The 26,169-nt window shown below is 64.3% G+C and carries 23 protein-coding genes; 10 read left to right on the forward strand and 13 right to left on the reverse strand.

What is annotated here, in order from left to right; genetic code table 11:
* Positions 1 to 5: 5 nt before the first annotated feature.
* The 4 genes from QVN30_RS04575 to QVN30_RS04590 form a co-directional block, all read right to left on the reverse strand.
* A complete protein-coding gene (locus QVN30_RS04575) occupies positions 6 to 1,883 on the reverse strand; it encodes an ABC transporter ATP-binding protein (protein ID WP_289835612.1) in 1,878 nt (625 codons plus the stop codon).
* Complete coding sequence (locus QVN30_RS04580; RefSeq protein WP_289835613.1) at positions 1,870 to 3,627, reverse strand: ABC transporter ATP-binding protein; 1,758 nt, start codon at positions 3,625 to 3,627, stop codon at positions 1,870 to 1,872. Before QVN30_RS04580 ends, QVN30_RS04575 begins: the two co-directional genes overlap by 14 nt.
* Positions 3,624 to 4,124, reverse strand: a complete 501-nt coding sequence (locus tag QVN30_RS04585) for a MarR family winged helix-turn-helix transcriptional regulator (RefSeq protein ID WP_143753760.1) — start codon at positions 4,122 to 4,124, stop codon at positions 3,624 to 3,626. The genes QVN30_RS04580 and QVN30_RS04585 overlap by 4 nt, the downstream gene beginning before the upstream one ends.
* 177 nt (positions 4,125 to 4,301) lie before the next feature.
* On the reverse strand, positions 4,302 to 4,607 hold the full coding sequence (locus tag QVN30_RS04590) for a CDP-alcohol phosphatidyltransferase (RefSeq protein WP_066829096.1): 306 nt from the start codon (positions 4,605 to 4,607) through the stop codon (positions 4,302 to 4,304).
* A 409-nt stretch (positions 4,608 to 5,016) separates the two neighbouring features.
* Between QVN30_RS04590 and QVN30_RS04595 the strand changes: the two genes are divergently transcribed.
* Genes QVN30_RS04595 through QVN30_RS04610 form a run of 4 tightly spaced genes read left to right on the forward strand, consistent with a single transcriptional unit; the run spans position 5,017 to position 9,234 of the window.
* A complete protein-coding gene (locus QVN30_RS04595; RefSeq protein ID WP_289835614.1) occupies positions 5,017 to 6,741 on the forward strand; it encodes an ABC transporter ATP-binding protein/permease in 1,725 nt (574 codons plus the stop codon).
* A complete protein-coding gene (locus tag QVN30_RS04600) occupies positions 6,738 to 8,387 on the forward strand; it encodes an amino acid ABC transporter ATP-binding/permease protein (protein WP_289835615.1) in 1,650 nt (549 codons plus the stop codon). Before QVN30_RS04595 ends, QVN30_RS04600 begins: the two co-directional genes overlap by 4 nt.
* Before the next feature lie 55 nt (positions 8,388 to 8,442).
* Positions 8,443 to 8,856, forward strand: a complete 414-nt coding sequence (locus tag QVN30_RS04605; protein ID WP_289835616.1) for a YbaN family protein — start codon at positions 8,443 to 8,445, stop codon at positions 8,854 to 8,856.
* Positions 8,857 to 8,880: 24 nt separating this feature from the next.
* Positions 8,881 to 9,234: a nitrous oxide-stimulated promoter family protein gene (locus QVN30_RS04610; RefSeq protein WP_289835617.1), complete on the forward strand. Its 354-nt coding sequence runs from the start codon at positions 8,881 to 8,883 to the stop codon at positions 9,232 to 9,234.
* Between the two features lie 43 nt (positions 9,235 to 9,277).
* Here QVN30_RS04610 and QVN30_RS04615 read toward each other — a convergent pair whose 3' ends face one another.
* A complete protein-coding gene (locus QVN30_RS04615; protein WP_087200023.1) occupies positions 9,278 to 10,306 on the reverse strand; it encodes a helix-turn-helix transcriptional regulator in 1,029 nt (342 codons plus the stop codon).
* A 470-nt stretch (positions 10,307 to 10,776) separates the two neighbouring features.
* Between QVN30_RS04615 and QVN30_RS04620 the strand changes: the two genes are divergently transcribed.
* Positions 10,777 to 11,277: a type II toxin-antitoxin system RelB/DinJ family antitoxin gene (locus QVN30_RS04620; protein ID WP_289835618.1), complete on the forward strand. Its 501-nt coding sequence runs from the start codon at positions 10,777 to 10,779 to the stop codon at positions 11,275 to 11,277.
* Positions 11,264 to 11,698, forward strand: a complete 435-nt coding sequence (locus QVN30_RS04625) for a HepT-like ribonuclease domain-containing protein (RefSeq protein ID WP_289835619.1) — start codon at positions 11,264 to 11,266, stop codon at positions 11,696 to 11,698. The genes QVN30_RS04620 and QVN30_RS04625 overlap by 14 nt, the downstream gene beginning before the upstream one ends.
* A 300-nt stretch (positions 11,699 to 11,998) precedes the next feature.
* Here the strand turns inward: QVN30_RS04625 and QVN30_RS04630 are convergent, their stop codons facing one another.
* Positions 11,999 to 13,051 carry a YeiH family protein gene (locus QVN30_RS04630; RefSeq protein WP_289835620.1) on the reverse strand — a complete coding sequence of 351 codons (1,053 nt, stop codon included), beginning with the start codon at positions 13,049 to 13,051 and terminating at the stop codon, positions 11,999 to 12,001.
* A gap of 137 nt (positions 13,052 to 13,188) precedes the next feature.
* On the opposite strand from QVN30_RS04630, the gene QVN30_RS04635 reads away from it, so the two are divergent.
* From QVN30_RS04635 to QVN30_RS04645, 3 genes are all read left to right on the forward strand, one after another.
* Positions 13,189 to 14,082, forward strand: a complete 894-nt coding sequence (locus QVN30_RS04635) for a LysR family transcriptional regulator (RefSeq protein WP_289835621.1) — start codon at positions 13,189 to 13,191, stop codon at positions 14,080 to 14,082.
* A 169-nt stretch (positions 14,083 to 14,251) separates the two neighbouring features.
* Complete coding sequence (locus QVN30_RS04640; protein WP_289835622.1) at positions 14,252 to 14,632, forward strand: C-GCAxxG-C-C family (seleno)protein; 381 nt, start codon at positions 14,252 to 14,254, stop codon at positions 14,630 to 14,632.
* A gap of 78 nt (positions 14,633 to 14,710) precedes the next feature.
* A complete protein-coding gene (locus tag QVN30_RS04645; RefSeq protein WP_289835623.1) occupies positions 14,711 to 15,463 on the forward strand; it encodes an ATP-binding protein in 753 nt (250 codons plus the stop codon).
* 285 nt (positions 15,464 to 15,748) lie between these two features.
* On the opposite strand, the gene QVN30_RS04650 is transcribed toward QVN30_RS04645, so the two are convergent.
* The 7 genes from QVN30_RS04650 to QVN30_RS04680 all read right to left on the reverse strand — a co-directional run bounded on the left by QVN30_RS04650 (position 15,749) and on the right by QVN30_RS04680 (position 24,676).
* A complete protein-coding gene (locus QVN30_RS04650; RefSeq protein WP_289835624.1) occupies positions 15,749 to 16,459 on the reverse strand; it encodes an L-ribulose-5-phosphate 4-epimerase in 711 nt (236 codons plus the stop codon).
* A gap of 114 nt (positions 16,460 to 16,573) precedes the next feature.
* On the reverse strand, positions 16,574 to 18,181 hold the full coding sequence (locus QVN30_RS04655) for a xylulokinase (RefSeq protein ID WP_289835625.1): 1,608 nt from the start codon (positions 18,179 to 18,181) through the stop codon (positions 16,574 to 16,576).
* A 111-nt stretch (positions 18,182 to 18,292) separates the two neighbouring features.
* The gene (gene araA, locus QVN30_RS04660) at positions 18,293 to 19,789 is read right to left on the reverse strand and encodes an L-arabinose isomerase (RefSeq protein ID WP_289835626.1); all 1,497 of its coding nucleotides are present in this window, start codon (positions 19,787 to 19,789) and stop codon (positions 18,293 to 18,295) included.
* A 105-nt stretch (positions 19,790 to 19,894) separates the two neighbouring features.
* Positions 19,895 to 20,866 (reverse strand): ABC transporter permease, encoded by a 972-nt coding sequence (locus QVN30_RS04665; protein ID WP_204563247.1) that lies wholly within the window; start codon positions 20,864 to 20,866, stop codon positions 19,895 to 19,897.
* Positions 20,867 to 20,879: 13 nt separating this feature from the next.
* Positions 20,880 to 22,385, reverse strand: a complete 1,506-nt coding sequence (locus tag QVN30_RS04670) for a sugar ABC transporter ATP-binding protein (RefSeq protein WP_204563248.1) — start codon at positions 22,383 to 22,385, stop codon at positions 20,880 to 20,882.
* Positions 22,386 to 22,399: 14 nt separating this feature from the next.
* Positions 22,400 to 23,347: an ABC transporter permease gene (locus QVN30_RS04675; RefSeq protein ID WP_204563249.1), complete on the reverse strand. Its 948-nt coding sequence runs from the start codon at positions 23,345 to 23,347 to the stop codon at positions 22,400 to 22,402.
* Between the two features lie 111 nt (positions 23,348 to 23,458).
* On the reverse strand, positions 23,459 to 24,676 hold the full coding sequence (locus QVN30_RS04680) for a sugar ABC transporter substrate-binding protein (protein WP_204563250.1): 1,218 nt from the start codon (positions 24,674 to 24,676) through the stop codon (positions 23,459 to 23,461).
* Positions 24,677 to 25,115: 439 nt separating this feature from the next.
* Between QVN30_RS04680 and QVN30_RS04685 the strand changes: the two genes are divergently transcribed.
* The gene (locus QVN30_RS04685; protein ID WP_204571589.1) at positions 25,116 to 26,132 is read left to right on the forward strand and encodes a LacI family DNA-binding transcriptional regulator; all 1,017 of its coding nucleotides are present in this window, start codon (positions 25,116 to 25,118) and stop codon (positions 26,130 to 26,132) included.
* Positions 26,133 to 26,169 lie beyond the last annotated feature (37 nt).

A 26,169-nucleotide genomic window follows, 5' to 3' on the forward strand; every position in this document is an offset into this window, starting at 1 on the left:
CCGCCCTACATGAACTGGGAGTTGTACAGCGCCGCGTAGGCGCCGTCCGCCGCCAGCAGCTCGGCGTGCGTCCCCTGCTCGATGATGGTTCCGTGCTCCATGACCAAGATGAGGTCCGCGTCCACGATGGTGGACAGGCGGTGCGCGATCACAAAGCTCGTGCGCCCGTGCATGAGCGCCTCCATGGCATGCACGATCGCGTGCTCGGTGCGCGTGTCCACGCTCGATGTCGCCTCGTCCAGGATGAGGATCTTCGGATCCGCCAGGATCGCGCGGGCGATGGTGAGCAGCTGCCGCTGCCCCTGGCTGATGTTCTCGGCGTCGTTGGCGACGCGCGTCTCGTAGCCGCGCGGCATCGTGCGCACAAAGAAGTCCACGTGCGCCATGCGCGCCGCCGCCACGACCTCCTCATGGGTGGCGCCGGGCTTGCCGTAGGCGATGTTCTCCTCGATGGTCCCGTCGAACAGCCACGCGTCCTGCAGCACCATGCCGAAGTTCTGGCGCAGCTCCTCGCGCGTCATGGCGTGCGTGTCGACGCCGTCGAGCGTGATGCGCCCGCCATCGACCTCGTAGAACCGCATGAGCAGGTTGATGAGGGTCGTCTTGCCCGCGCCCGTCGCGCCCACGATGGCGATCTTCTGGCCCGGCTCGACCGAGAACGACACGTCGCGCATGAGCGGGCGCTCGGGATCGTAGCCGAAGCGCACGTGCTCGAAGGCCACGCGGCCGCACACGGGCTGCTCGACGTGGGCCGCGAGCTCCGGCGTCGGGTCGGGCTCGACCTCCTGCTCATCCAGGATGTCGAACACGCGCTCCACGCTCGCCAGCGCGCTCTGCAGCGTGTTGACGGTCATGGACATCTGCGTGAGCGGCTCGGATGCCTGCATGATGTACTGGAAAAACGCCTGGAACGTGCCGAGCGTGAGCCTTCCTGCCACGAGCATGCCGCAGCCGAGCACCGCGATGACCACCTGCGACACGCGTCCCACGAAGCGAATGGCGGGCGCCGCCGCATTGGTGAGGAAGTCGGCCCGTCGGCTCGCGTCGGCGAGCTTCTGCGTCAGCGCGCGCATGTCGGCAGAGCTCGCGCCCTCGCGGTTGAACGCGCGGATGATGACGCGGCCGCTGTAGGCCTCCTCGACCGCCGCGGTGAGATGCCCCACCCACTTCTGGCGCTCGGCGGCAAGAAGCAGCGTGCGACGCGCCGCGAGGCGGGTCAGCACGATGGACAGCGCCGAGAACACCAGGAACACGCAGGCGAGCATCGGGCTGTAGACGAACATCATGGTCACGGCGCCGATCACGCTGCCGATCGCCATCAGCAGGCGCAACAGACCGGTTTGCAGGACCTCGGACATCTTGTCCAGGTCGTTGGTGGCGCGGCTCACGACCTCGCCGGGCTTGCGGCTGTCGTAGAACGAGAGCGGCAGACGGTTCAGCTTGCGCGCGATACGGTTGCGCAGCATCAGGTTCAGGCGCTCGGCAAAGCCGGCCATGGTGAACGTCTGGATCGAGTAGACCACGAACGCGATGGTCCATACGCCCAGGTAGACGGCAATCTGCCGGCCACCGCGGTCCCAGGTCACCACGAAGTCGCGACCCTGGGCGAACGACGCCTGGATCTCGGTCCACAGCGTGTCGATGACATCGGCCGAAAACGCGGGCGCGGCGACGCTGAACACCGTGTAGAGCACGACGCACACGATCACGATCGCAAAGCGCCACTGCTGCCCGCGCGACTCGCTCCACAGGCGGCGGATGGTGCCCCAGGTGTCGCGCGGCGCCTGCGGCTCGTCGTCGGCGCCGTCGAGGGCGCGTTCCTCGAGCTCGACGTCGCGCTCCGTACGCTCGCGTTCGTCATCCCTATGCTTAGCGCTGGTCATCGCCCGCACCTCCCTTCATCTGAGAATCCGCGATCGCCCGGTACACCGCGCAATCGCGCATGAGCTCCTCATGGGCCCCAAGACCCACGACGACGCCGTCTTTGAGCACGACGATCTGGTCGGCGTGCAAGATGGTCGAGATGCGCTGCGCGATGATGAGCACCGCCGCGTCACGCGTCTCGTCGACGAGCGCCCGGCGCAGCGCCGCGTCGGTCTTGAAGTCGAGCGCCGAGAAGCTGTCGTCGAAAATGTACAGGTCGGCGTGCTTCATGAGCGCACGCGCGATCGAAAGGCGCTGGCGCTGGCCTCCCGAGAAGTTCGTGCCGCCCTGCGCCACGCGCGCTTGGAGCCCGTCGGGCAGCTCGTCCACGAAGCCCGCCTGGGCGACCTCGAGCGCATGGCGCATCTCGTCCTCGGTGGCGCCCTCGTTGCCGAACCGCAGGCTGCTCGCCACGGTTCCCGAGAACAGCCACGCCTTTTGCGGTACGTACGCGATGCGGTCGCGCAGGGATTCCTGCGTCATGGCGCGCACGTCGGCACCGCAGAAGCTCACCGAGCCGTCCGTCACGTCATGGAAGCGCAGCAGCAGCTTAGCCACCGTCGACTTTCCCGAGCCGGTCGAACCGATGATCGCCGTGGTCTGCCCGCGGCGGCACGTGAAAGTGAGGTCGTGCAGCGTGTCCTCGTCGGCATCCGAGAACTTGAACGTCGCGTGGTCGAACGCCGCCACCGCCTCGTTTCCGCGCGCGTCCGCGGCAGCGCCCTTGACGGCGCCCGCGGCGTCCGTGCCGTCTCGGATCTCCGGCACGAGGTCGATGACCTCCGAGGCGCGATCCAGGCACGCCTTGGCGCGCGGCAGCGTAAGGGCCACCATCTGCGCCGCCATGATGTAGAACAGGATGAGCATGGCGTACTCGAGCACCGCCGAGATGCTCGCGATCTCCATCGCATGCGCGCCCACGCGGTTACCGCCCAGCCACAGCACGGCGACCTCGGCGATGTTCATCAGAAAGAAGCTCGCCGCGTCCACGCCCGCGAACATCATGTTCACCTTGATGGCTGAGCTCGCGTAGTCGGAGAACACCTCGTCCAGGCGGCGCTCCTCGTGGCGCTCCTTGGTGAAGGCGCGGATGACGCGCACGCCGATGATGCTCTCGCGCAGCACCACGTTCATCCGGTCGATCAGCTTCTGCAGGCGCATGAAGATCGGCGCCGCGTTCACGATGGTCACCACGGCGATGACCATGACGACGGCCGTCACGGCGGCGAGCAGCATGCCCATCTGCCAATCGATCAGGCATGCCATGAAGATGCCGACGATGCACAAAAACGGCAGCGGGAGCACCATCTGGATCGTGGCGATGATCGACTGCTGGACCACATTCATGTCGTTCAGCGAGCGTGTGATCATGGAACCGGTGCCGAAGTGCTCGAAGTCGCTGTTCGAAAACGCCAGCGAGCGCTCGTAGATGGCGTCCCTGATATCGCGGGCGACGTTTGACGCCAGGCGCGCCGCAAGATACGTGCCGGTGATCGCGCCGCCGCTCGCCAGCATCGACGCGCCGAGCATGAGCGCACCGCCCTGCACGATGTGGTTGAAATCGCCAGTCGCGATGCCCGTGTTCACCATATTCGCCAGCATGGTGGGAACGAGCAGCGTGCCCGTGTTGTCGAGCAGCACGACCAGCAGCGTGATCGCCACGAGCTTCTTGTGCGGTCGTAAGAACCTGAGCAGCAGCCTCATGCATCCTCTCCCTTCCCGTTGCGCTCAGCGGCCGTGGCCCTGATACGGTTCATCTCTGCTACCAATGCGTTCGTGTAGGCGCGCGCATGATCGAGCAGCGCCCGGCGCTCCTGCGGCGTGAGCGAGCAGAACGCACGGCGCTCCGCCTGCTGGGCGGGCCGGATATACCGGTCCGCGAACGCCTCGCCCGCCTCGGTCAGCGAGACGGTCTTGTTGCGCCGGCTTCCCTCGACGAAGCCCAGCTCGATCAGGCCCTTCGCCTCCATGGCCTTAATCGCGGAGTTGATGGTCTGCTTGCTGTAGGCCCAGGAGTCGGACAGCACGCGCATCTCGACCGTGCCGCCCGCGCGCTCCACGTCGTACAGCATCCAGTACGCGCATGTCGACAGGCCGCAGTCCCGGGCGAACAGATAGTAGACGCGGTCCGCCTCCTTGTACATGCAATCGAGTTCGCGCGGGTCGTTCGGCTCCTCCGCGCATGGACGATCCTGTTCCACGTCATCCCTCCGTCCTCAAATCGGCAAGCCATACTAGTCCGATTTCGGATAAACGTCAACAGGAGAAGCTCTGGACATTTCTTGCAGACCCATCTGGACCAGCCGCCGGACAGCCATAAAAAACACCCGCTTGCGCGCAGGCGCAGGCGGGTGTTCGGGGAAAGGCTTCGAGGGGCTCTACTGTTCCCAGCCCTCTTGAATCGACTCGTGGAACGCCGCGGAATCGCACAGGTCGTGCAGGCTCTTGCCATCGTGCCACGGAAGCTCGGCGAGCTCGGAAAGCGTTGTGACCAGCTCAGAACAATCGGTGAAGCGGCCCTTGTCGTTCAGCTGCGAGCAGTCCTGCACGCGCCAATAGCCGTCGGTGTGCGTGATGTAGTACTGTCCGTCGTCAACGTCCATAAACACGCGAGTCTTCGAACGCAGGTAGCCGAGGAGCTCCTCGAAGCTCAGGGATATCGTCTCGTCAGCTTTCAGTCCCATCATGGCCTCCTAGCTGTCGGGCGCCTCATGCGGCGCGATTTGCCTTACTGGTACCTAGTAAACCCGTAGTTGTCCATATCTATGCGATGAAATAGGTAGGCGGTGCATAACTTTGGAGCAGCGGCCGTTTTGGGCGCTTCGCCGGCACCCCGCGCAAGGCGAAACGGGACGACCCCCTGCCGCGATGGCGGCGGCACGCTCACGCAGGCGACCCCGGTCACCTGCCGGCCCGGACTCAGCCGGCAGATCGCATCCGGACACCCCGTCCACGCCGACCACTCGTTTCCCCTGGAGTCCAGCCCCAAACCCTGGCGCGCGGACCGCCAGAGTCACAAATGAACTCACAAAAGATAACTGAGGCTATGTTATTCTTAGCTAACTTGACTCACGAACACCGGAAGGGACTGCCATGGTCAACGGCCGCCTCGTTCGGCTCGGCAACCGTGCGATGCGCTATATGCTCGCGCAGGTTGCATTCCAATGGATCGCCCTCGTGGCGAACATCGCGCTCATCGGCGGCATCGCCTACCTCTTTCACCTCGTCATCGCGAAGAGCCTCGCCGCTCACCATATGGCCATCGGCGCATGCGCCGCGCTCGTATGTCTCACCATCCGATTCGCTGCCACGCGCGCCGCGGCCCATATGAGCCACCTGTCCGCACGCAGCGTGAAGGACACGTTGCGCCGCGCGCTGTTCGACAAGATGCTCGCGCTCGGTCCCGCATACGCGCAGCAGACGTCCACCTCCGAGGTCGTGCAGGTGGCGGGCGAGGGCGTCGAGCAGATTGAAACCTACTTCGGCCTCTACCTGCCGCAGTTGCTGTATGCGCTGCTTGCACCGCTTACGCTGTTCGCCGTTATCGCACCCATCTCGCTTCCGGTCGCCGTGGGCCTCATCGCCTGCGTCCCGCTCATCCCGCTCGCCATCGCGGCGGTCCAGACCATCGCCAAGCGCCTGCTCGCCTCGTACTGGGACCAGTATGCCGAGTTGGGCGACAGCTTTTTGGAAAATCTCCAGGGCCTCACCACCCTCAAGGTCTACGAGGCCGACGCGCACAAGGCCGAGCAGATGGATGCGGAGGCCGAGACGTTTCGCCGCGTGACCATGCGCGTGCTCACCATGCAGCTCAACTCGATCATCGTCATGGACCTCGTCGCATACGGCGGTGCAGCCCTCGGCATCGCGCTCGCCGTCTCGGCACTCGCCGACGGACGCATCGGCCTGCCCGCCTGCCTTGCCATCATCATCCTGTCGAGCGAGTTCTTCATCCCCATGCGCACGCTCGGCAGCTACTTCCACACCGCCATGAACGGCTCGGCGGCAGCGGACCGCATCTTCGCGATCCTCGACGCGCCCGAACCGTCCCCGGGCGCGCGCGAGCTCCCCGAACGGCGCAACCGCATCGAGATCCAAGGGCTCAGCTTCGCCTACACGCCAGAGCGCGAGGTCCTCCACGACGTCGCGCTCGCCATCGAACCCGGCTCGCTGGTGGGCGTCGCCGGCACCTCGGGATCGGGTAAGTCAACGCTCGCCTCCATCATTTCCGGCAGGCTCACCGGCTATACGGGCACCGCGAGGATCGGCGGGGTCGACGTGCGCGATATCGAGCGTGAGAGCCTGGCACGCCACGTGGTCGTGGTCCCCACCTCCGGCTACCTGTTTAGCGGCACCCTGCGCGAAAACCTCCTTATGGGCAACCCGCATGCCACCGACGAGCAGCTCGAGCGCGCACTCGCCCAGGCGCGCATCGACGCGTTCGTGCGCGAAAACGGCGGGCTCGACATGCCGATCACCGAGGGCGCGCGCAACCTCTCCGGCGGACAGCGCCAGCGGCTGTGCATTGCCCGCGCGCTGCTGACGAGCGCCGAGACCCTCATCTTCGACGAGGCGAGCTCCAATATCGACGCGGACTCCGAAGCGGCCATCGCCGAGGTCATACGCGAGATCGCAGGGGAGCGCACCGTCGTGGTGGTCAGCCATCGTCTGGCGAACCTCGTTCACGCCGACATGATCTATCTGCTCGACGGCGGGAGCGTGGCCGAACAGGGCACACACTCGGAGCTCGTGGCCGCGCATGGCGCCTACGCCGCGTTCTGGCGCGCCCAGCATGAGCTGGAAAGGAACGTCGCATGAGCCGTCTGACCGTTATGAGACGCCTGATCGGCCTGGTCGGCCCCCTTTGGGGCATCATGGCGCTTGCCGTCGGAGCGGGCGTTGCCGGGCACCTCGCCGCTATCGCCGTTCCCACCCTCGGCACGACCGCCGCCCTGTCCGCGGCGGGTTTGGACGGCCTTCCGAACGCAGCGCAGCTGCTCGGGGTCCTTGTCGTCTGCGCCGTCGCACGCGGCATCCTGCATTACCTGGAGCAGATGGCGAACCATTACATCGCCTTCAAGCTGCTCGCACGCATCCGCCACCGCGTGTTCGCCGCACTGCGCCGTCTGGCGCCCGCGAAGCTCTCGGGCCGCAACCGGGGCGACCTCATCTCCCTTATCACGGGCGACATCGAGCTGCTCGAGGTCTTCTACGCGCACACCATCTCGCCAATCGCCATCGCGCTGGGCGTGAGCTGCGCCGTCGTGGCGGTCGAGGCCGCCATCCATCCCCTGTTCGGCCTGCTCGCGGCCGTCGCCTTCGCCTTCGTGGGCATCGCGGTGCCCCTGGCGGCCAACCGAGCATCCGGGCAAGCCGGGCGCGCGTTTCGCCACGAGCTGGGCGACCTTGACGCCTATCTGCTCGACACCCTGCGCGGCCTGGGCGAAGCCATGCAGTACCGCGTCGCCCGGGCGCGAGGCGAGGAGTTCTTCCGCCGCAGCAGCTCGCTTGCCGACCACGAGTCCCGCCTCAAGGATCGCGCCGGCGCCAACCAGGCGGTCATGGCCATCATCGTGTGGGCTTTCGACCTCGCCCTGGTCGGCGCGGGCGTATACCTGCACCAGATGGGCCAGATTACTCTCGACCAACTGATGATCGGCGTCGTGCGCCTTATGAGCTCATTCGGCCCGGTGCTGGCGCTCGCGAGCCTGGGCACCGGGCTCCAGCAGACCTTCGCCGCCGGCGAACGCGTGCTGGAGCTTCTGGACGAGCAGCCGGTCGTCGAGGCAATCGCACACGGCGCGGCGCCCTCCGACGCAAGCGCCGAGATCGACCGGGTGTCGTTCGCCCACGCTGGCGACCCGGTGCTCGCCGACGTCTCCCTTGCCGTCGAACCCGGCTCCATCGTGGGCATTTCCGGAAAAAGCGGCTCGGGCAAATCGACCCTGCTCTCCCTCATGATGCGTTTTTACGACGTCGATACGGGCGCCGTCAAAATCGGCGGCGTCGACGTGCGCGACGCCTCGACGCATGCGCTGCGCGAAACCGAGGCCCTTGTGGAGCAGCAGACCCATCTGTTCAACGAGAGCCTGGCCGACAACATCCGCATCGGACGGCTCGACGCGACCGACGAGGAGGTCATGGCGGCCGCGCGTGCCGCATGCATCCACGACACCATCGCCCAGCTGCCCGAGGGCTACGCCACACGCGCCGGCGAGCTGGGCGACCGACTGTCCGCAGGCGAGAGGCAGCGCATCGGTCTTGCCCGCGCGCTGCTACGGCGCGCACCGATCCTGCTGCTCGATGAGCCGACCTCCAATCTTGACAGCCTGAATGAGGCCGCCATCCTGCGCGTCCTTCGCGAGCAGCACGGCGAGCGCACCGTCGTTGTCGTCAGCCATCGGGAAAGCACCATGGCGATCGCCGATAGCGTCGTGTCGCTCGAGCGCGGCCGTGTGAGCTGATACACGGGCACATCCCGACACCCCGTCTGACCCCAACCGTAAAGATTGGACTCCCATGATCAACAAGATTCTGTTCTGCCTCGCCTGGCTGGTCCTCGGCCTCGGCGCCATCGGCGTCGTGATTCCTCTGCTGCCCACCACGCCGCTCGTGCTGCTCGCCTCGGCGCTGTTCGCCAAAAGCAGTCCGCGCTTCGAGGCGTGGCTGCGCACCACGCGCCTCTACCGCAGCTACGTGGTCCCGTTTCGCGAGTCCGGCGGGATGACGGCACGCAAGAAGGTGTCGATGTTTGCCGTCACGTCCGCGACCTGCCTGATCAGCTTCGCGCTGGTGGACGCCCTGCCCGCCCGCCTCGTTCTCATCTGCGTGGTGTGCGGCATGGGCATCGCGCTTCTCACCAAGATCCGCACCATCTCGCCCGAGGAGGACGCGCTGCTGCGCGCCCAGTGGGACGAGACCGCGCAAGCATAGCACCCGACCGCATGAGGAGCCCGCATGCCCAAAGCACCTGATAGCCCCGCCGTCGCGCGCCGCCGCGAGCGAGAGAAGCGCGTCGTTTCGCAGATGATCGCCCTTTCCTGCCGTGCACACCACCAAGACGCCGCGCGCACCGAGACCGCATACTGCGGCGAGCCGGTCTGCCCCGCCTGCGCAAAGCTCGACGCCTTCGCCGCGCGCCGTACCGAGCTGTGCCCCCACATGGCAACCAAGACTTCGTGCAACCGGTGCGCCACGCACTGCTACCCGCCCGCCATGCGCGAGCAGATCCGCGCGGTGATGCGCTTCGCAAGCCCACGCATGCTGCTGCACCATCCCATCGCCGCGGTTCGCCACCTTTTGGGAACGTAGGGGAGACGGCGCGAGCGACCCCGATCACCCGCCTGCCCGAACCCTACTCGTCCTTCCCGAACGCGCGCATGAGCAGGGTGACGATGCCGCAGATCATGCCGCCGACGGGCCAGGTGACCCAAAACCACGCAGCCGAGGTGCCCAGCGGCTCGAATTCGTCCGGATTCGCCGACGTGAGCACCGGTGCGAACAGCAGGCCCAGGCCGACGATGGTGGCCACGATCATGATGGCACCGCAGATCGCACCGATCTTGCGGTCGGCGCGCTTGGTGGCAAGCAACGCCTCGCGGCGCGCATCGTCGAGCTCAACGGCGACGATCTCCTCGACCTCAAGCTCTTCGCCCACGGACCGGTTGTACTCCGCCACGTCGATGCGGCCGAGCAGCATTCCGTAGTGCGTGATGTTCCAGACGCCCAGGGCGATAAAGAACATGAGGAAGAACAGCGCGATGTTCTCCGCCGTCTTCTCGAGCATGATGAGGCAGCCGATGCCCGCAAAGATGAAGGCGATACCCGCAATCAGACCGCCCGAGAACGCCTTCCGAGCAGCCAAACGGTCGTCTTCGGTATAGAAGTCCTCCACGTACGGGTGCGCACGCTGGAATGCGGCGTGCTCCATACCGGCGGGAATAAGGAACGCGAGGCCTGCCAGGACGCCGGCGAGCACGATGATGACGAACAGCCCGTCGCGTGCCCCGACCGAAGCCAGCTCGACCGCGCCTTCGAAGAACAGCCCGATCGCGATGCCCAGAAGAATCGCCGCGATACCCGTAGGGACCTTCCAGGCCATCATGCGCTGATGCTCGTCGTAGCCGCACACGTCGGTCGGCGGACCGGCGGGCACGGTCACCTCGGGCTCGGGAGCGCGCGAAGTGAGGTCGCCTTGCACCAGATCGTCGAGCGTGCAGTCGAAGATCTGGCACATCTTGAGAAGCTTGTCCATCTCGGGATAGCTTTTCTCGGCTTCCCACTTGGTGACCGACTGGCGGGACACCCCGAGCAGCATGGCGAGCTGCTCTTGGGTCATGTTGCGCGAGGCGCGCAGGTGCTGGAGGTTGTCGCGAAAGCTCATGGCGGGGCCTTTCTGGTTGATGCCGTTATGTCTTGCCGGCACCTCCAGTATGCGGGCGCCATCGGCCCCATTCTACCAACCGGAGGGCTGCATTTTGGCCTCCAGCATGGCAACCATAAGGCGCCCTGCGGTTGCCATGCCCAGCTCAGAGGGCATGTTCGGGAATCTTCGGCCACCATGGAGCACGATTGCGCCCGCGCGGCAGCAACGCGGCCAACCCGCCATCCGCCCGAAGGGATCCGGGGCCGCGGGCGCTACTTGAGGGCCTCCTCGAGCATCCCCCTCACGGTGGCTATCTCCCGTTCGCATGCGGCATTCGACGTGCAGAGCCTGATGGCAGAGCCCAACGCAGACCCGCCCTCCTCATGTGCAACCGCACCCTTTGCGCTGACCCCACCCAATGCATCGTTTCGGATTGATCATCGTATATGTATTCGATTTGCTATACAATGTCATACAGAGGTGATCATATGTCGCAATCAGTTCTCAGTGTACGCATGGACAGCGATACCAAAGCCGCCTTTGCAGCATTTTGCGAAGAGGTTGGCATGAGCGTCTCCACCGCCATCAATCTGTTCGCTAGGCAAACCCTTCGTGAGCGGCGCATCCCGTTCGAAATCAGCACCGATCCCCTGCGCACCCGCGTGGCGGCGCAACCCGCACAGCGCGTTCTCTCGCGCAACGAGATAGCCGTCGCTGTCGCCCAAGCCGCCATGCGCGTGCCAGGCATTTCCGACGTTGTGCTTTTTGGCTCGTATGCGCGCGGGGAAGCGCGACCCGACAGCGACATCGACCTGCGCATTGCTTACGACGAAGGAGCGCTGACGCTATTCGACCTTTCCGAATTCCTCCAAGACGTACAAGAGGCCACAGGGAAATCTGTTGACATCGTTTCTCGACACGACCTGGGAAACGATGACTTTGCCCGCGCAATCGAACGAGACGGGGTGACAATCTATGAGCGCACGTAACACGGATGACAGCCGTGTTGCTGAGCTTTGGCACGTCCTAAACGAAACGGAGGAACGTGTCGCTGCACTCAAACTCACCAAAGAGCGCTTCGTATCAGATGAATCGCTACAAGGGCGCATCAATGTCGACGCGATCTTCATGTGCGTATTCCGCGCCACTGAGGAGGCTGGCAACATGTCTGACGAAACGAGGCGCGAGCACCCGACTATTCCATGGCGTGCCATTCACGGCATGCGTAATATCTTCGCCCACGACTATGGCAAGCTCGATCGCGCAGCCATCTGGAACACGGTGGTTGCCGACTTCCCTGTGCTCAAAAGCTTTTGCCTAGATTATGCCGCACTCCACGGCATAGAGCTTTCTGGAGACACTGACCGATCCGTGCCGCGCCCTCTCGATACCTCTCCCGACGTCTTGTGAGGAGGCGGTATCGTCGCCCGGTGCCGTCGAGCCGTCCGCACCCGCTCCCGCCCCGCCGCCCCTCATCGAAAGGGCTCCCCTAATTCATGAAAAACCTCGTGGTCGAACAGCCCTTTCCTGGGGAAACGCCAAACCGAACCTACACTTATTCATGAAAAAGTGCGGGGGTCGGCAGGAGGCTCGGAACACCGGTTGGGCTGGATTCGGTCCACACGAGGAAACGGGGGTGGCCCTGAGACCACCCCCGCGCAAAATAGGCTTTGTTGTCGTGCGGGACATGCGCCCCTGCGAGCTCTTCAGCTACCAGATGCCCAGAACGTGCTGCATGCCGAGCGACACGCACGCGATGGCGATCCAGCAGACAAGACCCATCAGAATCGGTTTCCCGCCCGTACGCACGAGCTTGACGATGTTCGTGTTGAAGCCAATCGCCGCCATCGCCATGATGATGAAGAACTTCGAGAGCTCCTTGATGGGCGCGGTCACCGTCGCAGGCAATGCGAACACCGTGGTGATAACGCTCGCCAGCACGAAAAAGACGATGAAGAACGGGAAGATCTTCTTGAGGTCGAACGTGCCCGCGGCCTGGCCGTCCCCCTCGCCTGCGGCTGCAGCGCGCTTGGCGCGGCGCACCTGCCAGAACGCAAGCGCAAGCGTGATGGGGATGATGGCCAGCGTACGGGTCAGCTTGACGATCGTCGCCGCGTCGAGCGTGTTGGCGCCGGGGTGCATGCCGTCCCATGCTGCCGCAGCCGCCGTCACCGAGGAGGTGTCGTTGACCGCCGTTCCCGCGAACAGGCCGAAGCCCTCGTTGGTGAGACCGAGCATCCCGCCGAGCGTGGGGAACACGAGCGCCGCGATGACGTTGAACAGGAAAATGACGCTGATGGCCTGGGCGATCTCCTCGTCATCGGCATCGATGACCGGCGCGGTGGCGGCGATGGCCGACCCTCCGCAGATAGACGAGCCCACGCCGACCAGCGTGGAGATCTTGCCGGGGATGTTCAGCGCACGGCAGAGCACGAAGGACACGATGAGCGACGTGGCGATCGTGGAGACGATGATCGGCAGCGACGTGGCGCCCACCTGCGCGATCTGTGCGAGGTTCAGGCCGAAACCGAGCAGGATGACGGCATACTGGAGCACCTTTTTCGACGTAAACTTGACGCCCTTCTGCAGCGGCTCACCGGCACGCGCAGGCACCACGAGCGCCAGCACCATGCCGATCAGGATGGCGAACACCGGGCCGCCGATCACCTCGAACTGTTTGCCGAGCAGCCACGCGGGCAGCGCGATCGCCAAGCAGAACAGCACGCCCTTCCACGTCCCCTTAAGGTCTTTCACCAGCTCCATGCCGCATCCTTTCATCTGCATCGTTGCTTCGATGACATGCTACGCCCTGGAGCTATAATTATTTCTAGCTGGTTGCTTATCTATCTATTTGATTTTCTGATGAGTTGAGAACCCGATGGAGCGAACCGGAGGCCTCGATGCTCGACTACCGCGCCTACACGTTTTTGGAAGTCTGCCGGCAGCGCAGCTACACCCGCGCCGCCGAGGAGCTGCATATCTCGCAGCCCGCCGTGTCCCAACACATCCGCCAGCTCGAACAGCAATACGGATGTGCGCTCTTTGCAAAAGCCGGGCGAGGCATCGAGCCGACGCCTGCCGGCGACGAGCTGTTCTGTGCGCTTGGCGCCATGGCCAACGACGAGGAGCGGCTGCAGCGCGAACTCAGCTCGCTTAACGAAAACGCCGCCGTGCGCGCACCCTTGCGCTTCGGATGCACGCGCACCGTCGCAGACTACGTGGCGCCGCGCATCCTGGCAAAACATCTGGCCTGTCGCCCCGACGACCAGATACTTATGCAGGTGGAGAACACCGCGGAGCTACTGAACCAGATCGAAGCCGGCGCCATCGACTTCGCGCTGGTGGAAGGCTCGTTCGATCGCGCGCGCTTTGACCATGTCGTCTTTTCATGCGAGCCCTATGTCGCGATCGCCCGGCACGCACTCGACGCCACGCGCCTTGAGGACCTGCTGGGGCAACGGATCATCCTGCGTGAGCCCGGATCGGGCACGCGAGAGATCCTCGAGCGGTATCTCGCCGTGCGCAACCTGTCCGTACGCGACTTTGCCGGCATCATCGAGCTGGCGAGCATCCCCGCCATCAAGGCGTGCGTTCGAGCCGGAGCGGGCATCTCGTTTTTATACCGCGCCGCCGTGGAGAGCGAGCTTGCTCACCGCGAGCTTGCCGACGTCACGCCTGCCGACGTGTCTATCGAGCACCACTTCGAGCTCATCTGGCAGCGCGGCAGCCTGTTCGCGGCTCGCTACCGCGCCTTAGCCCGCACCTGGCAGGCCCATGCTTCGACGACGGCTTGAGCACCACCCCGCCGCGTGACAGGTCCCCGGCGGCAGATGGAGTATTGTTGTGGCAGCATTATCACTGCCCTGCCATCCATCGAGATAGGAGAACCCCATGCGCGACTGCGTGAGCATCAGCGCCGTCGAGTCGGCGGCGAAAGCAAACAATCGTCCCGGGCCGAACCACATGAACTGCGGCGAATCGGTCATCGCCGCGCTGTGGGATGCCTTTGAGCCGGACTTCCCGCGTTCCGTGGTCTCTATGGGCGCCGGCATGGGCAAAGGCGTCGGAGGCTCCGGCTGCATCTGCGGCGCGCTCGCCGGCGGCGTGGCGTTTCTGGGCCTCATGCTGGAAACCAAGGAGCGCACCAAACCGGTTGCCGCCGAGCTGCACGACGCGTTTTGCGCAGGAACCGGCAAGCATACGCCCTGCTGCCGCATCCTCACGCGCGGCATGGAGTGGACGAGCCCGGAGCGCATCGCCCAATGCCAAGCGCACTGCGCCCTCGCGGCAACCGAGACCGCCCGCATCCTCTGCCGCGAGCTCGGCGTCCGACTTGAAGCGTAGCGAACAGCACAGGTAGACATGCTCCCGCAGCGCGTCCGGACGCGTCCGGACGCGTCCGGACGCGTCCGGGCTCCCCACATGCGGGAGGTATACGAAGAAGGCGCCGCGCGGTGGAGTGATCGCCTCGTAAGCAACAGCGGAGATTGGAGCGGGAACGTCTTCGAGTTTTGGCTCAAGGTTTCGAACCGCCTCACGGCAGACCTCAAAAAGCCATTCGGACTCGATGGCAACCAGCTGCGCATCGAGAGCACGCCCATGCACGACGCCCTGCGCGAAGGGCTCGTCAATACGCTCATTCACGCCGACTACCTGGGTCGAAGGCCGATCGTTGTTCAGAAGTACCGTAACCGCGTGGAATTCTCCAACCCGGGCGACATGCGCGTGCCCGTCGAAGTCGCCCTGCAGGGAGGCATCTCCGACACGCGCAACCCGACGCTCATGAAGATGTTCAGCCTTCTGGCAGCATGCGAGCGCGCAGGCAGCGGCCTTGATGCCATACAGCGCGCCTGCCGCCAAGCGCAGGCGGAACCGCCGACCATGCACGTCTCGTACGACCCTGACTGCACGAAGCTGGTCGTGCCGCTTGGGACCGCATCCGCCTTTGCCGATTCGGCCACAGCGAGCGGCCCCGCTACCCTTGCAACCCCTTCAGGAGAGCGTCAGCGGGTGCTGCGCTACATCGAAATGCACGGCCCATCCAAGCGTATCGAGATACAGGAGGCTCTCGGGGTCGGCAGCACGAAGGCGAAGCGTCTGCTGAGCGCGATGGTCGCCGAGGGCTTGATCCGCACCGAGGGGGCAAGCAACCAAACGGTCTACCTCTTGGCGTGAAGTGCAGCAGGAAACCCGGCACGCCCGCGAGCTGCGGTATCTTGCCGGTCTGCCCAGACCGGAGGCGATGGAGATGCGTGCGACCCGGCGAAGTGCATAAGTAGGCCCCGATGACACAGAGCGGACCGTTTGGCACGCTAACTGGTTTTATGAACCCCCTTTAGCGTGCCAAACGGTCCGTTCTGTGTCATCGGCGCGCGGGTGTCGTGGAGAGCGCCGCGCGCGAGGCCCACCCCACCGACATGCCGAGGGCCCCGTGCGGGGCCCTCATATCTAGCGTATGTGTTAGTGAGCGCCGCCCTGGCCGTAGTAGGCGTTGGGGCCGTGCTTGCGCAGGTAGTGCTTGTCCTGCAGATACTGCGGGGCGGGAGCCACGCCGTCCTGCAGCATCTCGGTGCGGGCGGCCATCTTGGCAACCTCGTCGAGCACGACCGCGTGGTACACGGCTGCATCGGCGTCCTTGCCCCAGGTGAAGGGGCCGTGGTTGCGCACGAGCACCGCGGGCACGGCGATCGGGTCGATATCGCGCTCGGCGAAGCCCTCGACGATCACCTTGCCGGTGTTGAGCTCGTAGGCCTCCTCGATCTCCTCTTCGGTCAGACCGCGCATGCAGGGGATGGGACCGTAGAAGTAGTCGGCGTGGGTCGTGCCGTACGCCGGGATGTCACGGCCGGCCTGCGCCCACGACACCGCCCACGCGGAGTGCGTGTGCACGACGCCGCCGATCTTGTCGCCCCACTCGCGATACAGGTACGCGTGGGTGGGCGTGTCGGAAGACGGGTTGAGGTCGCCCTCGACGACCTTGCCGTCCAGATCGCACACGACCATGGACTCGGGCGAAAGCTTGTCGTAGTCAACGCCGGAGGGCTTGATCACGAACAGGCCGCTCTCGCGGTCGAACTCGGAGGCGTTGCCCCAGGTGAAGACGACCAGACCATGCTTGGGAAGGTCCATGTTGGCCTCATAGACCTTCTCGCGAAGCTCCTTGAGCATCATGAGCGAATATCCTTTCTCGCAAAGGATGCGGATCGTTCCGCATCCCGGAAGGACGGTCGCCGGGCGCTCGGTGCGTCCCGCCCGGCGACCGCTAGAAGGGGTGGCGAAAAACGGTTACGCGAAGGCGCGCTCAGCAGCCTTCTCGGCCTCGTTGGCCTTCTTGAAGGTGGCGAGGAACGCGCGGTAGCCCTCGACGTCGGCAGGATCGGGCTCGAGCGTCGTGCCCTCCATGTCGGCGAAGACCTTGTTGTTGAGGTAGTCGGCGAGCGACTCGCCCTCCTCATGCCACGCCATGTAGGCGGCGGCGACGGCCTGGCCCCAGGCGCCGCCCTCGCCGGCGGTGGCCATGACGGTCACCGGCGCCTCAAGGGCCGCGGCGAGCAGGCTCTGGGCGACCTTCGGGGTCTTGAAGATGCCGCCGTGACCGTAGAGCTTGTCGATCTTGACGCCCTCGGCACGCAGCACCTCGTTGCCCGCGGCAAGCGCGCCGAAGGCGGCCATGATGTTCATGCGCATGAAGTTGGCGATGCTGAACTTGGAGTTCTGGCCGCGCAGGACCATCGGGTAGCCGGTCTGGACGCCCATGACGGTTTCGCCGGAGATGAACGGGATGGACACGAGACCGCCCGCGTCCTTGTCGCCGTCGAGCGCAGCGTTGAAGAGTTTCACGAAGGCATCGCCCTTGTTCACGTCGGCGCCCATGAGCGACGCGAAGTCGCACAGCAGGTTGACCCAGCCGTTGATGTCGGAGGTGCAGTTGTTGCAGTGCACCATGGCGACGGGGTCGCCCACCGGGGTGGTCACGAGGTCGATCTCGGGAATCGTGGCGTCCTTGAGCGCATGCTCGAGCACGATCATGGAGAACACCGAGGTGCCGGCCGACACGTTGCCGGTGCGCGGGGCGATGGAGTTGGTGGCGATCATGCCGGTGCCGGCATCGCCCTCGGGCGGGCAGACGGGGCAGCCGGGCTCCAGGTCGCCGTCGACGTCGAGCAGCTTGGCGCCCTCGGCGGTCAGATGGCCGGCGCACTCGCCCGCGACCATGATCTTGGGCAGCAGGTCCTCGACCTTCCAGGCAACGCCCTTGGATGCCACGAGTTCGTCGAACTTAGCGAGCATGGCGGCGTCGTAATCGTGCGTGGTGGAGTCGATGGGGAACATGCCGGACGCATCGCCGATGGAGAGCACCTTCTCACCCGTGAGGCGCCAGTGCGCAAAGCCGGCGAGCGTGGTGAAGAAGTCGATCTTGTCCACATGCTCCTCGCCGCCGAGCACGGCCTGGTAGATGTGGGAGACGCTCCAGCGCTCCGGGGTGTGGAACGCGAAGAGCTCGGACAGCTCGTGGGCGGCCTGGGTCGTGGTGGTGTTGCGCCAGGTGCGGAACGGCACCAGCAGGTTGCCCTCGGCGTCGAACGGCAGATAACCGTGCATCATGGCGGAGATGCCCAGCGCGCCGACCTTCTTGAGCGTCACGCCGTACTTCTCGGCAACATTGGCCTTGCACGCGGCGTAGGCGGCGGCCAGACCCGCGAAGATCTCGTCCTCGCTATAGGTCCAATAGCCGTCGACCAGGGAATTCTCCCAGTCGAAGGCGCCGATGGCGATCGGCTCGTTGTCGGACGCCACAAGCACCGCCTTGATGCGGGTCGAGCCGTACTCGATGCCCAACGCAGTCGCACCGGACTCGATATCGGCAACAATCTGTTCTTTCGTCATGGCCATGAGCCTCTCCTTTTAAAGAAGAAGGCCGCGCCCCGACGGGGCGGGACGCGGCCGGTGATACCTGACAAGTTTGTACCTGGTCCCAAGTTGTCGGGCGGTACGCGCTTGCGATTAGCGGTAGTACACCTCGCCGAGCTTGAGGTCGCGCTTGAAGTCGCGGATGTTGGTGTTGGCGTCGATGACGACGGCCTCGATGCCCATGGCGTCGGCCCAGTCGACCATCTGGTCGGCGGTGAGGTCATAGGAGAACGCGGTGTGATGCGCGCCGCCGGCGTAGATCCAGGCCTCGGTGCCAACCTTGAGGTTGGGGCGCGGAGTCCAGAACACGGTGCCGGTGGGCAGCATCGGCATGGGCTTCTCGACCTTCTTGCAGTCGACGTCCTGGATGATCAGGCGGAAGCGGTTGCCCAGGTCGATGAGGGAGGTGGCGATGGCGGGGCCGGTCTTGGCGGTGAAGATCAGGCGAGCCGGATCCTCACGGTCGCCCATGGACAGCGGCGTGGCGCGGATCGCGATCTTGCCCTCGGCCACGGACGGGTCGACCTCGGACATGTGGGACTCGAGGATGCCCTCCTTGCCCGGGACCAGGTTGTAGGTGTAGTCCTCCATGAGGGCGGAGCCCTTGGCGTTGGGGTCGCCGGCGGTCATGACCTTCATGAGGCGAACCATAGCCGGGGTCTTCCAGTCGCCCTCGGGGCCGAAGCCGTAGCCCTTCTGCATGAGGCGCTGGATGGCGAGCGACGGGAGCTGCTTCAGGCCGCCCAGGTCACCGAAGTGATCGGAGAAGGCGTTGTAGTTGTGGTCGACCAGGAAGCGCTCGATACCGATCTCCTGCTGGGCCTGGACCTCGACGTGACGACGGAACTCCTCCGGGTCACGGCCGTCGAGCACCAGCTCGTAGGTGTCGTAGTACTCGTCGGTGAGAGCCTTGACCTCGTCGGGGGTGACGGCCTCGACATAGGGCACCAGGTCGTTGATGGGCCATGCGTCGACGGTCCAGCCGAAGACCTGCTGGGCCTCGATCTTGTCGCCGTCGGTCACCGCGACGTTGCGCATGGTGTCGGCGAAGCGGCACACGCGGATGTTGCGGCTCTCGTTGATGCCGACCGCGACGCGCTGCCACTGGCCCAGCTCGGCCAGGGCGGCCTCGTCCTTCCAGTACCCGAAGATGACCTTGTGGTTCCAGCGCATACGGGCAAAGATGTGACCGAGCTCACGCTCGCCATGGGCGGCCTGATTCTCGTTCATGAAGTCCATATCGATGGTGTCGTAAGGGATCTCCTCGTTGTACTGCGTCGCGAACTGGCACAGCGGCTTGCGGAGATCGCGCAGACCGGCGATGTAGTTCTTGGAGGGCGAGAAGGTGTGGGCCCAGGTGATGATGCCGGCGCACTCGGGATCCATGTTGGCCTCGTTGAAGGTGGCCTGGATGACGTCGGCGGTCAGCAGATTGGGCTTGAGCACGACCTCGAAGGGAACCTTGTCGGAAGCGTTGAGCGCAGCCACGACCTCAGCGGAGTGCTCGGCGACATGCTGGAGCACCTCGTCGCCGTACAGGTCCTGGGTGCACGGGCAGAAATAGAACTTGTACTTCTTGATCTCGAGCATAGCGTTTTTCTCCTTGCTCTAGAACCTTATAGACAAAACGGGATGATGCCAGGTTCGCATCCAACGCGGTAAGCGGGGACCGGTGCGCCCGGCCCCCGCGAGTCGCTATTTGATGACCTGGTTAGCCGCACGCTCGGAGAAGACGGCGACCATGATGACGAACACGATACCGAGGATCAGCTGCTGGATCTCGGTGGTGAAGCCCAGCATCACGAGGCCGCGCTGGAGCACGAGGTAGGACAGGACGCCGGTGACCACGCTGGAGAAGCGGGAGCGGGCGCCGCCGTTGATGGGCATGCCGCCCAGAACCAGAGCGATGAGGATCTGGGTCTCGAGCATGTTGCCGGCCTGCGAGGTGACCGAACCGATGCGGATGGCGTTGATGAGCGCGGCGAAGCCGGTGATGGCGCCAGCGACCACGTAGATGATGATCTTGGTGCGCTGGACGTTGATGCCGGCGAAGCGGGCGCCGGACTCAGAGGCGCCAATGGCCTTGAGGTTGGAGCCGAGGGCGGTGAAGTGCAGCACCAGGTAGGCGATGACGAGCACCGCGACGACGATGCCGATCAAAAGCGGCGTGTTGGTGGCGAGCGCCGTCAGATAGGTGGCGGCGTACACCGGGCTCGACGTGGTGATGTAGGCGATGACGCCGCGAAGCAGGAACATCATGCACATCGTGACGACGAAGGACTGAACCTGGCCCTTGACGTGGAACAGGGCGTTGATGAGGCCGATCAGCGCGCCGGTGGCCATGCCGCCGACGATGGCGAGGATCGGGTTGTACTGCGACAGGAAGCAGACCACGGCGCAGGACAGGCCCATCATGGAGCCCTGAGAGAAGTCCAGGCAGCCCATGGACATGATCATGTACACGCCCACGGTGGCAATCATCAAGGTGAAGCCGCCGGAGATAATCAGCGTGATGTTACGCGGCGTGATCAGCGCACCGCCCGTCAGGATGGCGAAGATCGCAACGATCGCCACGAAGCTGATGATGGGCAAGTAGCTCTTGATCTGATGCCAGTCGAATTTCTTCTCCTGGACCTCGGCCGCAGCCTTCGTATTTGTAGAAGCCATCTGTTTCGCCTCCTTAAATCATCTTCGCGATGATGTCTTGCTCGGTAAGCTCGGGGCTGCGGAACAGCTGCCCGTTGATCTTGCCGTCCTTCATGACCAGAATGCGGTCGCACATACCGATGAGCTCCATGATCTCCTCGGAGATGATGAGGATCGCCTTGCCCTGGTTGCGCATCTCGGCCAGCAGCTGGTAGATGTCGGCCTTGACGCCGATGTCGATGCCGCGGGTCGGGGAGTCGAGCAGCAGGATGTTGGACTGCTTGCCCAGCCAGCGGGCCAAGACGACCTTCTGCTTGTTGCCGCCGGACAGCGCCGAGACGTACTGGTCGACGCCGACCATCTTGGTGGACATGATGTCCGCGTACTTCTTGGCGAACGCCTTCAGGTCCTTCTGCTTCAGGATGAGGCCCATGTCGCGCATCGAGGGCAGCGTGATGTTGTCCTGGATGGTGTCGTTGATGAGCAGGCTCTCGTTGTCGCGGTCCTTGGAGGCGTAGGCGATGGAGTTGTTGATGGCGGCGTTGATGTCGTTGATCGGGGTGCCGTCGCCCAGCTGGACGATGCCCTCGCGGTCATACGACGCACCGAACATGGCCTTGCCGACCTCGTGCATGCCGCACTCGGACAGACCGCCGATGCCCAAGATCTCGCCCTTGTGCAGCTCGAGCGACACGTTGTCGAGCGAGCCGGGGACGGAGACGTTCTGCATCATGATCGCGATCTCGCCCTGGGGCTCGGTCACATAGTTCGGGTAGTCGGTACGATAGTAGTTATCGCCCATCTCGCGGCCGACCATGAGGGTCTTCAGACGGTCCTCGTCCACGTCGGACGCGTTGATGGTGGTGATGTAGTCACCGTCGCGCAGGATGGAGATGCGGTCGGACATCTCCAGGACCTCGGCCATGTCGTGCGAGATGAAGATGACGCAGTGGCCCTTGGCGCGCACGTCGCGCATGACCTCGAACAGCTTCTCGCGGCCGTCCTGGGACAGGGCCGTGGTGGTCTCGTCAACGACCAGGATCTTCGGGTCGAACCACGTGGACTTCAAGATCTCGATGATCTTGCGCTCCTCGAAGTTGTAGTTCTCGATCGGCGCGGTGGCGCGGACCTTGGACAGGCCGAAGCCGTCGAGCAGCTCCTGGGCCTTCTTGTTCATGGCGGCGGTGTTCTTGATGCCGTACTTCATGAAGCGGCCCTCGTCGCCGAGGAACAGGTTCTCGGCCACGGTCAGGCCGTTCAGGGTGCCGAGCTCCTGGACGATGACGGCCACGCCGTGGTGGTTGCCGTCGACCTGGTTCTTCGGGGCGATCTGCTCGCCGTCCAGGGTGAACGTGCCGCTGCCGATGGGCAGGATGCCCGTCAGCATGTTGGTGAACGTGGACTTACCGGAGCCGTTCTCGCCGATCAGGGCGTGGATCTCGCCCGCGTAGAAATCGAGGGACACCTCTTTGACGGCGTGCGTGGGGCCGAACTTCTTATCGATCTTCTCTGCGTGAAGCAGCAGCTTGCTCTCTGCCATGGTGGTTCCCTCCTTTACTTAACGACAGCGCCCTTGATGCGCTTGACGGTCAGGGTAACGACGATCAGCAGCGTGGCGCCGGTGACGACGTTGTTGATGGTCGTGGGCATGCCGAGGGCAACGAAGCCGGCGAACATCATGGAGATGATGAGCTCGCCGATGACGATGGCGACGACAGGATGGCCGTACTTCTTGAAGGCCAGACCGAAGAATGCGCCCATGAGCGGCGTGAAGTTCAGGGACTGGGAGAGCATGTTGGTCATGGGCGTCTGGGCGGTGCCGTAGCCGATATACAGAACGGCCATGACGCCCACGAAGCCAGAGCACAGGATGAACGCGATGAACTTGTACTTGTCGACGTCCACGCCCATGTTCTTGGCGGTGAGCTCGTTGGTGCCGATGGCGTTGATGTAGGTGCCGACCTTCGTGTACTTCAGGATGAAGCCGCACAGCAAAAACGCGATGAGCGCCAGGATGACGTTGTAGGGGTAGGAGCCGAACATGTTGAACTCAGAGCTCAGACGGGTGCCGGCCCAGTTGGAGGCGAACACGGAGAAGCTCTCGTAGATCAGCGAGAGGCCCGTGGTGACGATCAGAGACGGGATGCGCAGGACCGTGTAGGCAAGGCCGTTGAAGAAGCCCAGCAGGATGCCGCACAGGACCGGGGCGACGACGAGGCCCACGACGCCGAACATCTGGCTGAAGCCGATGGACAGCAGGCAGGACAGCACGAGGACGGAGCCGATCGAGAAGTCCCACAGGCCCTGGGTGACGATGAAGTACATACCGCAACCGCCGACGGCGTAAATCAGCGCGCTCTGCAGATAGGTCATGATCTGCTCGGGCGAGCCGAACGTCTCGGGGCGCAGCACCTTGAAGATGGCCCAGCAAAGAAGCGTGAGGATGACGAGGAAGCCCACGCCAAACCACTGACTCTGCTGGAGTTTCTTGATTGCGTCCATACACCTCTCCTTCCAATGGTGTTGAACTCGGTGTTGACAACCCGAAAAACAGGGGACAAGCCCCGGCAAGGGTACTTGCCCCCCGTTTCAGGAAGATGGCACGAATGGGTGCTATGCGCCGTGGCGCTCCATAACGTCGTCGATGGACAGCGACGTGGCGGCGTTGGCCAGATCGTCGTAGCTCATATCGGCAAGCTCGGCGATTTCGTCGTCGTTGTACGGGTCGTCGTCGACGAAGTACTTCTCGTAGTTCTCGTACTCGGCCACAGAGGACACGAAGACGTACGGGAACTGGATGTCCTTACCGAACTCGCCCTGGACGGGGACGTAGTCCTCCTTGCCGCGGATCGCGTTGTAGACGAGCAGCAGCGCGTACAGCGGGTCGCAGAAGTGGCCGCCGGACTCGCAGTACATACCGCCGGTCTCGAGCTGCTCCTTGAGGTCCTCGAGGAAGTCGGTGGAGGCGACGCGGATGGTGCCGGTGAGGTTCATGTTGGCGAGCTGGCCGATGGAGCCGACCAGCGGGTCGCCGCCGCCACCGGCGACGATCAGGGCGTCCATGTCAGGGTTGTTGTTCACGAACTGCTGCGTGACCTTGGCGCCCTCGGAGGAGGAGGTGTTGGCGTACACCGGCTCGGTCATGGTAACGGGATCATCGGGATGCTCCTCGTTCCACTTGTCGACACCGTTCTGGTAGCCGATCCAGCGCTGCTGGAAGGTGGCGTCGCCGACGGTCCAGGCCTCGAGGCAGATGTTGCGGGCGCCCTTCTGGATGCCCTCGTAGGCGTCGGGGTTGTCCATGGTCAGCAGCTCGACGAGCTTCTCGCCGTTGCCGACCTCGTCCTCGTGGACAGCGCCGACGTAGTACTGGGAGTTCTCAGCGGTAGCGTAGACCTCGGGGCTGTTATCCTGGCTGATGATGCGGTAGAACTGGGCCAGGTAGACCATGTTCTGATCGCAGGTGGAGATAGCGGCCTGCATCTCGGAGTCAGCGGAGTTGCAGACGATGATGCCCTGGCAGCCGGCGGCGCAGAGGGTCTCGATGGAAGCGGTGACCTGCTCGGAGACATGGCCCTGGTCGACGTAGGACAGCTCGACGCCGAGGATGCCCGCGGCCTTGTCGAGGATGTTCTTGGACAGGGAGCCCAGAGCGTCCGTGGAGCTCCAGATGGAGACGCCGATCTTGATGTTCTCGCCCGAGCCGCCAGCGCTGGAGCCGGAACCGCCGGCAGCGCCGTTGTCGCAGCCCGCAAGCGCGCCCGCAGTCAGACCGAGACCGGCCGTAGCTGCGCTCAACTTGACGAAGTCGCGCCTCGAAACCTCTTTCATGGAATACCCCTTCCATACACCCCAGCGCGCTCTCCCGCACGCCGGAAAACTTTAGGCCTTGCAGCCTGTATGCCTAATGGGCGTCTCCGCCCGATCGGTGAGGATGTTTGCTGAACGAACGCTTAATAAACATTAACCAAACAGTTCACCAAACATCGACAAAACATTTATATGACGATGACCGTTTATTGTGGTGGTCCAACCTGTGAACGGTAGCAATCCGTTGGCGAACGGCATTTGAAATTTGCCACTTTAAGAAGGTCATTTGTTGAGCACCTCCGAAAGCATCAGCGATGGATTGCACCGCTCGCGCCATCCGATTACCGGCAAAACTGTTTACCTACCGTTCACAGGAAGCTAAACGGCTTTCGAACTGTTTGGCTTAGTTTGGGAGTACACTGCCAAGTGTTTAGTAAATGTTTTGTTCTCGGGAGGCCCCATGCCGTCCTCGAAGATAAGCGTTCGCGAGATCAGCCGCCGGACGGGTTACTCCCCCGCCACCGTCTCCAACGCCCTGAACAACAAGCGCGGCGTGAGCGACCAGACCGCCTCGGAGATCAAGCGCGTGGCGGCCGACCTCGGGTACCGCCGCACCACGAAGCTCCGCCAGGTCCAGTTCGTCATGGGCCGCAACTCCGGACGCATGCTCGACGAGGGCTCGTTTCGCGTCGCCGTGGTCAACGGCGTCGAGGAGGAGGCGCGCAACCACGGCCTGACCGTCTCCTACACCACCGTCGAGCTCGCCGACTGCGCGGCGCGCGAGCACGAGCTCGCCAAGATCATGGGCGACCCGACCTCCGGCATCATCCTGCTCGGCACCGAGATGACGCAAAACGACTACGACCTGTTCGCCCACTGCCCCGTGCCGCTTGTGCTCGTCGACGGCCAGAGCGACAACCATTTCATCGAGTCGATCCTGTTCTCCAACGAGGGGTCGGCCTACCGCGCCGTGCGCTACCTCGTGCGCATGGGGCACCGCCAGATCGGCTATCTCGCCGGCAAGCTGCGCATCCGCAACTTCCCGCTGCGCGAGCGCGGCTACGAGCGCGCGCTCGCCGAGGTCGGCGCGGTGCCGCAGGACAAGTTCCGCGTGTCGCTCGGCACCGACAAGATGGAAAGCGCCTACCGCGACATGCTCGCCTGGCTCAAGACGGATCCCGAGCTGCCCACGGCGTTTTTCGCCGAGAACGACGCGCTGGCCGTCGGCGCCATGAAGGCGCTTGCCGAATGCGGCTACGACATCCCCGGCGACATCTCCATGGTCGGCTTCGACGACGTCGAGTTCGCCAGCATCGTGCACCCGGGGCTGACCTCGGTGCACATCCCCCGCACCGACCTCGGCCGCATCGCGGTGCGCAAGCTCATCGAGCAGGTCGAGCACCCCAAGGCCTACACCTGCGTCACCCACATGAGCACGACCTTCATCGAGCGCGAGAGCGTCCGCTCCCTGCTATAAGGCCACGGGCCCCTGTGCAAATCGGGGACGTACCTTC

This window comes from Collinsella ihumii (assembly GCF_030385545.1).
Taxonomy (GTDB): domain Bacteria; phylum Actinomycetota; class Coriobacteriia; order Coriobacteriales; family Coriobacteriaceae; genus Collinsella; species Collinsella ihumii.